5 protein-coding genes are annotated in these 13,236 nt (G+C 51.1%); 1 reads left to right on the forward strand and 4 read right to left on the reverse strand.

Going from position 1 to position 13,236, the window contains the following annotated elements:
• The first annotated feature begins 105 nt into the window (after nt 1-105).
• Entirely contained in the window at nt 106-2,316 is a 2,211-nt protein-coding gene (locus tag IPI86_RS15265) for a tetratricopeptide repeat protein (RefSeq protein WP_345298871.1), read from the forward strand.
• A 123-nt stretch (nt 2,317-2,439) separates the two neighbouring features.
• On the opposite strand, the gene IPI86_RS15270 is transcribed toward IPI86_RS15265, so the two are convergent.
• From IPI86_RS15270 to IPI86_RS15285, 4 genes are all read right to left on the reverse strand, one after another.
• Nucleotides 2,440-4,344, reverse strand: coding sequence for an S-layer homology domain-containing protein (locus tag IPI86_RS15270; RefSeq protein WP_345298872.1), 1,905 nt, complete (start codon nt 4,342-4,344; stop codon nt 2,440-2,442).
• Between the two features lie 143 nt (nt 4,345-4,487).
• Entirely contained in the window at nt 4,488-5,840 is a 1,353-nt protein-coding gene (locus IPI86_RS15275) for an S-layer homology domain-containing protein (RefSeq protein ID WP_345298873.1), read from the reverse strand.
• 149 nt (nt 5,841-5,989) lie between these two features.
• The gene (locus IPI86_RS15280) at nt 5,990-6,325 is read right to left on the reverse strand and encodes a hypothetical protein (RefSeq protein ID WP_345298874.1); all 336 of its coding nucleotides are present in this window, start codon (nt 6,323-6,325) and stop codon (nt 5,990-5,992) included.
• Between the two features lie 790 nt (nt 6,326-7,115).
• Nucleotides 7,116-13,196, reverse strand: a complete 6,081-nt coding sequence (locus tag IPI86_RS15285) for an Ig-like domain-containing protein (RefSeq protein WP_345298875.1) — start codon at nt 13,194-13,196, stop codon at nt 7,116-7,118.
• Nucleotides 13,197-13,236 lie beyond the last annotated feature (40 nt).

Raw genomic sequence — 13,236 nt, forward strand, 5'->3', positions numbered from 1 at the left:
AGGTTGTCATGGGCTAATTTTACTATATCAAAAACACCGCCTTAATCTCACCAGCAAATGAAGTCGCGAAGATATATAATACGACTAATTATGGAAACAACATCCATGAAATTACCTGTTCCACTAACACCATTGATCGGGCGGGAAGCGGAAATTCGTCAGATCGGCGAGCTGCTGCATCGGGATGATGTATGTCTGATCACCTTATATGGATTCGGTGGTTCAGGTAAAACACGTCTGGCAATGGAAGTTGGACATTTGGAAGCAGAAACCTTCACTGACGGAGTATGGTTTGTTGCGCTTGCTCCGCTTAGCTCGCCTGAGCACATCCTTACAGCAACCGCTTCAGCATTGGGGTTTGACTTTGGTAATTCCGTGGATCAAAAGAAACAATTGTTCAGCTATCTGCAAGAGAAAAACCTGCTGTTGATTTTCGATAACGCCGAGCACTTGCTCCCCAATGCGACTCTTTTTTTTGAAGAGTTTCTTCAAAATATTCCCCGTCAACCTAAATTGCGCCTGCTAGTGACTTCTCGCCAGCCGCTCAATATGCCCTGGGAATGGGCCTACCTCCTTCGAGGACTTGAATACCAAAAAGAATCGCCAAATGTGGAAGGTCAAACATCGGCTGCTGTCGAATTGTTTTTGCATCATCTACGCCGACAGGGCAATCCATTAGAGGCAGGGGATGCTGTTTGCGCGGCACAAATCAGTCAGCTGGTTAATGGTCTGCCACTGGCCTTGCTCCTCGCGGCAAGTTGGGGGCGCGTCCTCGGGTGTGACGATATTCTGAAGGAGATCAAACGAAATACTGGATTCTTAAAGGCTCAGGGGCAAACATCCACGGATAAGCACAGCAGTATGCAAGCTGTCTTTGATTATTCGTGGCAGCTACTATCCGAGATCGAACAGGCTACTTTACGAAAACTAGCTGTCTTCCGCGGAGGCTTTGACCGTGCGGCTGCCAGCGCAGTCACCGGGGCCGACCTCACAATAATTGCCAGATTGGTCGACAACGCCCTGATCGAACGCATTTCAAACAACCGCTATCAAATCCACGAATTGCTTCGGCAATACCTGCAAGATCGCTTGGAGGAAGCGAAAGAAGATCAAGCGACTTATGATACACACCTAGCCTATTACACGGGTCTCGCTGAACAAGCTGAAACACAACTACTCCAAGAACAACAATACACCTGGATCGATCAATTGAAATTGGAAATCGATAACTTCAGCAACGCATTGGAATGGAGTCTGGAAAATCCAAATCCTGCCCGTCTAAAGCTGGGGTTACAAATGCTGACAGCCACAGAACGCCTTTGGACTCTACCCTTGCTTACAAAAACAGGTTTTGGTTACCTGTTTAGGTTACTGGCCTTGGTTCCAGATAATCAATTCCAGCATACCTATGCACGGGGATTAAACCTGGCAGGATGGCTTTCTTTCTTGCTCGAAGATCTGCCAGAATCCCGACAATACACTGCACAGGCTTTACAAATCGGACTGCTAACGCATGACAGTCGGCTGGTTGCTGACGCTTATTATATTCAAAGCCTTGAGGCCTTTTATCGGAAGGAATTTAAAACCGCTCAGTCCTACGCTCAACAGGCGCTGAGCGGCTATCGGGAAATAAATTACGCCCATGGTATTGCGCAAGCTTTGGACAGCCTGGGACGTTGCGAGATGTACAGCGGCAATTTTTCAGCAGCCATTCCGAACCTGACCGACGCACTGGATCTAGCAAGGAAACTGGGAGACGTCCGTACACAATATTCCACATTGCGCGGGTTGGGAGAACTGGCATTGTTCGGCCAGCACATCGAGCTGCAACGGGCGCGGGCTTATCTTCAGGAAGCCCTTGAGTATTCACGCCAGTTCAAAGACAATTTTTATATCAGCCATATCTTGAATAGCCTGGGCGAAATTATGCGACTGGAGGGACAATTTGAGCAGGCAATTTCCTACTATGAAGAAGCAATATCAATTGAAAAAGAGCTGGGGAGAAAAGACGAGGTCATGCTCGAGGAAGAGAATCTGGCGTTTGTCTATTCCCGTTTGGGTCAATATGATCAGAGCAGGGTTCTATTCATTAGGAATCTGGAACTGGCTCTGAAATCTGACCATCTGGCAATTGAAATAACGACCTGTCTGCTTGGTTTGGCTGGCATCGTTGGGCTTAGCGACCAGGCAGTGGCAGAACGGTTGGTCATCAGCCCACGCACCGTGAACGCACACCTGACATCGATCTATAATAAACTTGGGGTCAAATCTCGCGCCGCCGCAACACGCTTTGCCGTTGAACACGGCCTGAATTGATCAATAGAGAGTACGCTTCAAATAAATTGAAGTGAGAACGTCCCGAAGGTTGATTGAGCTATTTTGGCCATCTTTCAAAACCTCACCGCACTGGCGTACGGCGCAAGTGTCGGGACGATTGTTTCATGGCAGACCAAAAGCTCTCACCAGGAAAACCGCCATCTCGGCGCGTGTCACATTTGCATCGGGACAGTAGTTACCGCCGCCGCATCCGCTGGTGATGCCTTCAGCCGCGAGCTGCTCGATCCATGCATCCGCAAAAGAGCCAAGCGGAATATCTCCGAAAACGGTTCCAGTTGCGGCTGGAGGAGTGTAGGCATTGCCATGCTCACCACGCAGAAGGAAGATTGCCATTTGTGCGCGGGTGATGGTCGCTTCCGGACAGTAGTTGCCGCCGCCGCATCCAGCAGTGACACCTTCAAGCGCAAGCTGCTCGATCCAATCTGCCGCAAAGGAACCGAGAGGCACATCTGTAAAGACTGTACCAGTTGCCGCTGGAGGTGTATAAGCGCTGCCGTGTATGCCTCGCAAAATGAAGATAGCCATTTGCGCGCGCGTGACGGTTGATTCCGGACAGTACATCAGCGGAGAGGCGCTGCACCCGCCAGTGATGCCAGCATTGTACAGGCGCTCGATATATTGCCATGCCCAATAGGAGGTGGGAACATCGGCAAAGGTCGTGCCACCACCTACAGCGTAGAGGAAAACATCATGCTTTGCATTTGTATCTCCGCCTACCAGATTAGAAGCAAAAGAACCAAATGCTACGTAACGTCCATCGGCAGAAATCAAGGCACCGGCTGAGTTGTTATCACCTTCCACGCCGCTCGAAGACACTGAGATACGTGTAGTAGTATTGGCCTGAGTATCACGAACAAAAACATCATCCAGTTCATTTGTATCTCCGCTCACCAGATCAGATGAACGAGACATAAACACCACGTAGCGCCCATCAGCGGAAATTGATGAGTCGCCTGAAATTGAAGCGGAATCCCCTACCAGTCCGCCCAAACCCAAGGAAATGCACGTGGTAGTGTTCATTACGATATCGCGGACAAAGATATCGGTGAATCCATTCGTATCCCCATCAATCAGGTTATATGCCACCGATGGAAACACCACGTAGCGCCCATCAGCAGAGATGAATGGACTGGTCGAGCCGGTCCAACCAAATTCCCCTGTAGTTTCCGCTTCTGCGCCGCTCGAAGATATCGAGACGCGCGTGGTGGTGTTCGCCGCCATATCGTACACGAAGATGTCGTTGCTCTCATTTGTATCCCCACTCACCAGGTTGCTGGCACGAGAGACAAACGCAACGTAGCGCCCATCGGCAGAAATGGATGGGTCAAACGATTGACTATTCCCTTCCAAGCCGCTCGAAGACACCGAGACCCGTTTAGTAGTATTCAACATGGTATCACGCACAAAAATATCCATCACCCCCCACCCATTCGTATCCCCACTTACCAGATTATTAGCCCCGGACTCAAACACGACGTAGCGCCCATCAGCAGAGATAGAAGGGTAAAGTGAGTAATCATTTCCTTCTGCACCGCTCGAAGACACCGAGACACGTTTGGTGGTATTCGCCACTATATCGCGTACGAAAATATCTTCATCAATATTTGTATCACCACTTACCAGATTGTCTGCGCCAGAAACAAATGCGACATAGCGCCCATCGGCGGAAATGGAAGGTTGAGATGAATCGTAATTCCCTTCCACGCCGCTCGAAGACACCGAGATACGTTGGGTGGTGTTCGCCACTGTATCGCGTACGAAGACATCATACATCTCGTTTGTATCTCCGCTCACCAGATTGTTAGCCTTGGAATAAAATGCCACATAGCGTCCATCGGCAGAGATGGATGAGTTATACGAGTCATTATCCCCTTCAGAGCCGCTCGAAGAGACTGAGATGCGCGTGAGATTACCCGCAGCGGCAAGGACTGGGACTGTCTGTGCCAACAAGAGGGCCAGTACCAGCATCAGAGAAAAGATATGAAACTTGCTTTTTTTATTAAACATACAAGCCTCCTTTTTCGATTGGTTTATGGATAGCTGATGTTACATATATTTTACGAATAAACTCTTCGACAAGCCCTACTCTAGGTGACTCAGCAACGCGAGTTAGAACAGCTTTGATTTTTTCTATACCAATTATTTTTCTCTTACAATAGATTGAATGCCCTCACCAAAAAGACGGCCATTTCAGCACGGGTGACCGGGCTATCAGGACAGTAGATGCCTGCGCCACACCCGCTGGTAATACCTTCAGCCGCGAGTTGCTCGATCCATGCATCTGCCCAGTATCCCACTGGCACATCGGTGAAAACGCCAGTTGCAGCGGGTGGTGAATATGACGAACCATGCTTGGCTCTCAAAAGAAAGATTGCCATTTGTGCGCGGGAGACAGTATCATCCGGGCAATAATTGCCATCACCACAGCCGCTAGTGACGCCTTCGCTGGCCAATTGTTCAATCCATGCAGACGCCCAATAGCTGGAAGGTACATCTGCAAATACGATTCCACTCGCATCCGTCGGTATGTAGGATGCGCCATGAATACCTCTTAATAAGAAGACAGCCATCTGGGCGCGGGTAACGGTATCTTCGGGGCAGTACTGTAACGGCTCGAGAATACAGCCACCAGTAATCCCGGCGCCATAGAGTTGATCAATCCATTGCCAGGCCCAATAGTTTGTCGGCACGTCGTAAAAGGTTGTGTAATCGTTTGCGCCGTCAGCGCAATTTGTGTCATTGCTCCAGATGAACTCATCCAGGAACACGCTTGAATCGAAGATGGAGTCGCCAACGTCCTGAATGGTGAATACAATTTCAATATTTTCTCCTGCTGTCACTGGCGCATGGGCGCGCAACAATGTTGTTCCTCCATCATATGTCGTCCCATTATTTGCAGTAACGCCAAAGACCGTATTGATGGAGATGATGTTTCCCTCGGAGTCAAATGCAACATTGAGAGGGGCCTCAGCAGTAAACGTATCATTGTATTGGGAACCAACAAACTCTGGAAATTCCTCTGAATAGAAAGCAAAGTCAAAACTGGCGCAATTTATGCCTTCAGGAGTATGAAGAGTTAATATAAATTGCGTCATATCATTTCCATCCGCGCTATTCAGTCCATCTAAATCGTAACTCAGGCTGTCTGAATCGTTTGGTGTATCCGCGCTTTCGGCAAGTCCAGTGGAAAGAATAGCGAATGTATTTCCTTCTCTTGGGAAAAATGTACCCAAAGGAGCTGAGCCAATACCCACTCCGAGCACATCACTCCCATTTAGGCTGGCCGATACAATATCCGAAGGCGCAATTCCCATTGCGATTGCCAGATCCTGGGGCGTGGTCGGCGGCGTGATGGACAACGAGTTTACCTGCAAAGGCGAAGCCATATGTGGCGTTCGGTCAGGCCCTTGATTAAGAGTGCCCGCTTTTGCAACATCAATTCCTGATGAGAATATGAGGGTTGCCATCAGGATCATAATTACCAACGCATTCATGCTTTTCATAATATTCTCCAGTAGGGTTTTACAAAAATAAAGGATATTATTTTGCTAATCGGGTTTTAATAGTTGAAATATGACAGTTTTTGAAGACACAGGCCTTGTGAGCTTTCAACCCGCAAAGCCTGCCAGAAAGATATTGAGGCGCATATTTACTAGATAACGATCTTTGGAGGTGGCCTTTTACCTGCCAGAAAGGTGCCGCTCGGCGCTCGCTGAATGATGATCCTCGGAGGCGGCCTTTTGCCTGCCAAGAAGGTACCGCTCGGCGCGTGCTGGACGATAATCCTCGGGGGCGGCTTTCTGCCCGCCAGGAAAGTACCACCTGGCGCGTGCTGGATGATGATCATCGGAGGCGGCCTTTTACCTACCATGAGAGTATTGCTTGGCACTTGCTGGATAACGGCAACAATAAGAAGTATCACAGCAATGGCGCAGATCAATCGGCGAAACCAGACTAGGTTATTAATTTGAATATATGTTGTTTTCATAATTTACCTTTCCTTTCATTGAGTGCCAGAATTGTATATAAAGGATAAATCTGAGATATCAGACGTTGGCCAAGATTTTAGGAAAAAATACGGCAAGATGTCTGAGGCGAACCTGAAGTTATCAAATGATAGTGATTGGCGTATTTCGTCCCTGCATAATCCCATGAGTTGGTGGTGCGATTGTAGAAATATGCTTCGGTTTTGATTGAGACGATTGAACCTCCGGGGGCAGGTACATCATAAAAACCACCCACTGTTCCGGTATAAGCCTGTATATACTGCCAAGTGGTCGGAGCGTAAACGTCGCAGATGATATCTTACCACAGTCGGAAGACCCACTGACCGTCGTATGTACCTATGAAACCTGGATTGAGACTGTATTTCGCAGGTAGGCAGGTAACCGAAGTGCCAATCCAGCCTACAGAACTGCCTGCTGCCTGAACTTGGCTAGGTGGGAAGGAAGCAAACATGATGACTAGAACCAACATAGCCAGCAAAATCCTTCTAAATGTTTTAACCGATTCATAAGAACCTGTATTTGTTAACATCTTAATCTCCTTTGGTTTAGGTTAGTAAAAATAAGGTGTACTCACCAACTACCGCGATTTTAGACAAACTGAGGAAAAGCCGCATCGGTAAAATAACTTAATTGGATTACTTAACTTTTCTCAGTGCCTCCACCCCCGGAAAGATGGCGGAGATGCCCAAATACAAAAAAGACAGTTGTTTGGAAAAAAGTCCCAAACAACTGTCTTTTGCTCTTCGAATGTTCTAAATTATCTCTGGTTCTTTACTTCACGATCACCCAATCGCTGCCGCTGCGGCCAAAGACTTCGGGAGAATACATCTCTTCAGCCTTGGAAGGCGGGGTGATGAATGTCCCCGGCGTGGTGGCGCGGACATAATAAACGTATTCATAAACGCCATCCCACAGCAGAGACGTGAAGGCCTCGGCGCGGTCATCGCGCATATTTTGGTGTTCGTACCACGGTCCCCACCACCACCAACCGTATTTGAAATCAGGGCTGGTTGGGTCTTGCGGCACGGGTTGCGAAACAGCCAGCTCGGAGTTGATGATCTCAAACCCGGCAGGCAATGGGTCAACCAGCGCAACGTGATAGCGGCGATTATCCGCAGCCATGGTGATGGTCACTTTCACGCGTGCGCCAGCTTTGATATGCCAGATGCCATCGGCATCCAACGTCACATCTTCGGGGTTGTCCACGCCTTCGTAGCGCCGCTCAACGACAAAACCCATATCGAGCGGATCAAGGTCCAGGTCGGTGGGAGCATATTGCAAGCCGAGGCGATAATACAATCGTCCAGGTCCATCCTTGCTCAGGATCAGATCCTGCATGCCGCCGCCCGATGATGTTTCTGACAGCACGTAATTCATCGGGATCAAGGTTTCAGAAGTATCCGTTGTGCGCCCGCGGAACTCGTTGCTGCCTGCGTAGGTATCACCCAGCCAAATGCGCGCCACAAAATCAGGCGTCTGCGATTCGTAGGTGTTGAAGTAGCGGTCAAGCGCCGTCAGCACAAAAACATTTTCTTGTGTGCTGCCCCAGCGTCCCTGCGTTTGACGCGCCGCCGCGAGCAAGCCATTGACCAATTTGGGGATCAAGTCGCTTTGCGGGTTATCTTCGATCAAGGCATCCAGCAAAATTGCATCGGTGCGGCGATCGGAACTGAGCAAGAGATAGGTTTGCTCGGTGTAGGCTGTGGTGAAATTGGCCGCGCCCGCTGTTTCAACAACATGATTGTTCACAAAGAGTCGAATCGCATCCAGTTGTTCTTCGTCATCAATAACAGACCACAACCAGCCAATGGCTTCCATCGAAAGATTCTCCAGCCCTGCTTCTTTCAAAAGATTTTCAGCCTTCTGCGAATCGCGGTCACCCATCAAGTTGCGCACATACAACGCATACGCGCTGAGCGTCTGCCGCGTTCCATCGTCATACCATGAAGGGTAATAGCTTTCGATATCGCGCAGGTAATTCAGCGAATTCTGCTGCATCTCCGCAGGGACATTGAATCCTTTTTCCTGTGCGCGGAACAGGGCATGAGCTACATGAATGGTATTGAATGGGATCGACTCGAATCCGCGCCGCCAATACGGATACCCGCCATCGTAGTTTTGCATGGACTGCAAGCGGTCAATATCCGCGCTGACAGCTGATTCCATTTCTGACGGTGTCGGCAGCCCGTCGGCTTTGAACGCCGAAAGCACATCGCGCAGCGAAGCCACCGCAAGGATTCGCGATGCCAGCTGCTCAGAGCAATCATACGGATATTCCACCAGATACAACACGGCATCGGTCAACGCCTGCAAAGCCGTGGATGATGTGCTGATTTCAAGTCCGCCGAATTGCGGGAACACGCCGCTCGGATATTGCACCGGCTGGGCAATCGCGCCATCATCGATGACCCCGTAGGTGGCAAAGGCTTCACTGGTTGCCGGGGTGTAAACGGGTAAGTCTGCGGTGGCGGCATCGGAGAAATCTCCTGAAGTTGCCGCAAACTGAATCTGAACATCACCCGCCATCACGGTCGAAGCCGCGAAGCGCACCTCCACCCTATCATTCGCTGGGACGGTCACACGCTGACCCGCATTGCCAAGTTCGAGGTTGGTTGCGCGGGCCACCACATCCACCACCATTGATTCATCGGTCTGGTTTTGGATCACGACTGGCAATTCGAATTTATCGCCAAAGTTAAGGAAGCGCGGCGCAGACGGACGCACCATCAGCGGCAGACGTGCAGTGAGATTGGATTCACCCATGCCAAATTGACTTCCGCCCTCATCCACCGCCACGACCATGACACGATACCGCGTGAGGTTATCGGGCAGTTGAATGAACACCCGAGCCTCCCCATTGGACCCGGTCCGCACGGTGGGTTCAAAAGTTGCCAGCGGATTAAAGTTCGAGCGCACATCAATGGCTGCCCCTTGCGGAAATCCATCGCCGCCACCTCCGGTTTGAGGTAATGCTTCAGCTGCCATGGCTGGAGCCTCGGTTGCGGCTGGCGACGCTGCAAAAAGCAAACTATCTGTGTTAGCCTGCCTTGCCAGTGCCTGCGGATTAGCAAGGATGATGCTGGCACGGCCGTAATTGCTTGAAAGATAAGAGGAGCGCGCTCCATAGAAAATGCTGAGCGGGTCTTTCATTTGATAATTCGTCAATGCGAGGATGGCCTCATCCACCACTACGACGGCCAGTTCCGCATCAGAGACCGGCAAACCGTTCGCATCCTTCACCAGTACGGTCAGGTTGGTTTCGCCGCCCGGTTCCAGCGTGGTTTGAGCGGGCATCAATTGCAGAGACAAGGTCCGCTGTTGGGGCGGGATGTTCAGGGTCATTTGTCCGCTGGCAAAGGCGGGGCGCGGTGGAATGTTTTCAAGCGTTTCGCCGTCATCACTGGTGCGCGGCGCGGAGCCGACCAAATCCACTTGAATGTTCAAATTGGGGATGTATTCCTCTTCGATGGGAATGTTCAGTGTCGCGGTGCCATCTTCGATGGTGAAACGCGTGGTGTATAAAATGCCGCTGCGTGTGACGGTCAGCAGGCCTTCGGCAGGACTGAATGGAGATTGAACAAGAATCTTCGCAGTGTCACCGGGCTGGTACTCATCTTTATCGGGAATGAGTGTGACATCCTCCTGTGCGATGCTGCGTGAAGGCGGTTGTTTCCCTCCGCTGACCCAACGGGTGATGCGGCTTTGATTCTTGCGTCCGAGTTCATCGGTCACAAGGGCGGTGATCTGATAACTTCCCCCGAGGGGAGTTTCAAAGGAACAGGTGTCAGGCTCGGGCGTGGAAAGAAGCGAGCAGGTTTGAACATCCACCACTTCTTCGACCCAGTTTCCATCCTTGAATTTCCAATCCAAGATACCGGCAGTGATCACAACTTCGCGGCCTTCGGCAGGGTTGCCATCGAGATCGGTGACAATGAAATCCACATCGAGCGGCGCGCCGCGTTCAACAAAGTAACCCGGAGTGCGCAAGCCGATATATACATCGGCCGGGTGAACCAGCAGCGTGGCACTGCTGGTCCATGACTGACGATTGACATCCATTACCGTTCCGTATGCAAACACACTGTATGGCTGCGGTCCGTTTTCGGGATCGCCCTGTGCTTTGAAATCGAGTTCAAGATAATGAGTGCCGGTTGCATCTGTTTTGCCGTTGAAGGTCTGCGTTTCATACAAACCGCCATCTTGATATGTGTAATCGAAATACCACCAGTATCTTTGATTGCCAAAAGTAAAATCGGGCCAGTTGGGCGGCGAATAGGTGCCGGGGCTGGTATTGACCTGCCAATTTACATCGGCGCCAGGCAGACCGCCCCCGGCGTAGTATTTCGCCTCCACAGCAACGGTGGCATGGTCTTCAGCAAAATATGGACCTGTTGTTTCATTGCGGGCGGTCACCTCGAATTCGGGGCGGCGAAATTCCTGTATCGCGATTTGATGGTAATACTGCAAGCCGCTCAAGTCACTCAAATTTCCATCGGCGGTCAGGTACAGTTGTGCATATCCCAAATTGGTAACTTCGGGCAGTGTGAAGGCAAGATCAAAACCGCCCAACGCATTCACATCCACTTTTCCTTCGCCAATAAGATTCCCCTGCGGTTCGATGATCTGATAACTGACCGAACTTAACGAACTCCCCACCAGACCCACATCACCATCCTGTTTGGCACCGATGCGCCGCAGCCAGCCTTTGACATGCACTTCCTCACCGGGGCGGTACATTTGACGGTCATCGAAAACATACCATTGCAAGTTATCAATGGGCGTGCTGGGCGTCCAGGCGTCATCGGCCCAGTAATAACTGTTGCGCGGCATGATCGCCCGATCCTCGCCAAGGGTGGCGGTGAGATAGGTTGCCCCGGAGGGGATATCAAATATTGCAGTGCCATCCGCTCCGCTCAAGATCGTTGTGCCGCCCTGATTTGCCTGAATGCTGACACCGGCCAAAGGCATGCCATCTTTGAGATTCGTTGTCCACGTCATCATCTCGCTGTGATCGGTGTACACATCGAAGCCGATCTGCGTGATCTGCACCCAGGTGATGACAGTTTGTGAGAAGCGCCGCCACTTATCATCATCGCTTTCAAACATGCCTGCGGGCGGTTCAAGGATGATGACGAAATGGCCGAAGGCTCCATCCATGTATTGACTCAGTTTTATATCCACTTCTGAAAGCGTGTCATCGGGGATGTCGAGGTCGAGGGTTTTATCTTCAACCAACACGCCCGGCATGGCTGGGGGCGCATCCGTCCTCTGCCAGTCGCGCAGATACGCCTTGTACTGCGGCCAATCTGAAGGCTGAACTTTATACACCCTCAATTTGAGTTTGTTGTAATTCATTGCATAAGCTGAATAAACCGGTTCGGTTGCCGAGGGATCGAGCGTGAGCAGCATCTGTCCGGGGTTCACCAGAAGCGAATCGGCTTTATCCACCTTGAATTTCAATTGCACATCATCGCCCAATTGCTGGCCGAAGGCATCTTGAATCTTTCCAGAGAGCGTCACGGTGTAGGTTGTTTGTCCCTGGGTCGCGCCACTGATCTGAATGGTGTTGCCGTACACATCGGCAGAAACACCGGGGATTTCAGGTGAAACGCTCAGCATGTCTTCGCTGAAAGATTCAAGGTCAAGCGGATTATTAAATGCGATGGAAAAGGGAGTCAACGGCGGGCAGCGGTCATCGTACCAGGTACAGCCATAATCTTCGATGCGCAACGGCGCATACGTGGAAAATTCAAAGGTCTGTGCTTCGGTCGTGGTCAACGGACCTTCGAGTGAAGGCGTCTGCGGGCCAACCGTGATCGAGATTCTGGTTTCAGGGTTGAAAGGTTCCACAGCGCGAAAAGCAAGCCAGCGTCCTTCAGGTGCATCTTTCACGATCGCACTCACCTGCTCATCCGCATCGATCTGCTCCTGCGTGGCAGGAGTAATTTCAACATTTTGATTCCCCGCCTTTACCGTGATGGTCTTCAACACTGCCGCAGGGTCAATGCGTTGGTCAAATTGAATGAAAAAGAGCGGCTCAAGCGGCTGGGGCACATCGCCGGGTTGAAACAGCACCACGGTCGGCGGCGGCGTCTTGAACGTCCATGTCACGGCGGTTGCCAGTGAGCCGCCATTGATGGAAGTCGTCCCTGCGGGAACGGTGACTCGAAATTCAGTTGCTTTGGGCAGGCGATCGATCAATTCGGAATCATATTCAAAGGTCAGGGTCTTCGTGCCAAGCCAGCGCCATGTACCGGGCAGGGATGGCTCGATCTGTACCGGCACATCCACCGCGGCAAGATCGCTCAACGTGCCGAGGGGAACCATGGATTGATTGAACGTTACGCTGATGAACGGCGCAATGGGAATCTCTCCTTCGGGTGCGAATCGCAATACCTCAAGTGGACCCGATTCAACCTCACCCGGAACTGGTTCTGTTTCAAGAGGCGGAAACGTTTCTTCGACAGTATTCCCCGGGCGTGGTGGCGGCAGGATATCTATCGGGAAGTTGAAGTCCACCGCGCCAGAATCAGTTGTCAGCGCGGGGAGACGCGAGAAGATCAATTCGATCTCTTCAGGGGATAGAGGTTCTCCGGTCGCCAGCGGCAATGACTCCGCAACCTCAGGCTGCGATTGCCCATCGCTTAATTCAACACCGATCCTGTAACTGTTGTCCTGTGCATCGGCCCCACTGGGCGATTCGGTAGCGTTGACATCGATGTGCGCGGAAGTCGTCGTGCCGGGTTGCAGCCGCCGAGTCAAAACAATGACGCCGCCGACCGCCAGAATAATAGCCCCGAGGATCATCAGGGCACGCCACTTACCAAATGAATTTGTATGATTATCTGTCATGGCAGAACCATCCTTCCCATATCACGACGCCGCAGGCAGG

This window comes from Candidatus Villigracilis affinis, from assembly GCF_016705895.1.
Lineage (GTDB): Bacteria > Chloroflexota > Anaerolineae > Anaerolineales > Villigracilaceae > Villigracilis > Villigracilis affinis.

Coding starts and splice junctions, on each gene's coding strand:
- IPI86_RS15265 (WP_345298871.1), top strand. CDS start 106: ATGAAATTACCTGTTCCACTAACACCATTGATCGGGCGGGAAGCGGAA.
- IPI86_RS15270 (WP_345298872.1), bottom strand. CDS start 4,344: ATGTTTAATAAAAAAAGCAAGTTTCATATCTTTTCTCTGATGCTGGTA.
- IPI86_RS15275 (WP_345298873.1), bottom strand. CDS start 5,840: ATGAAAAGCATGAATGCGTTGGTAATTATGATCCTGATGGCAACCCTC.
- IPI86_RS15280 (WP_345298874.1), bottom strand. CDS start 6,325: ATGAAAACAACATATATTCAAATTAATAACCTAGTCTGGTTTCGCCGA.
- IPI86_RS15285 (WP_345298875.1), bottom strand. CDS start 13,196: ATGACAGATAATCATACAAATTCATTTGGTAAGTGGCGTGCCCTGATG.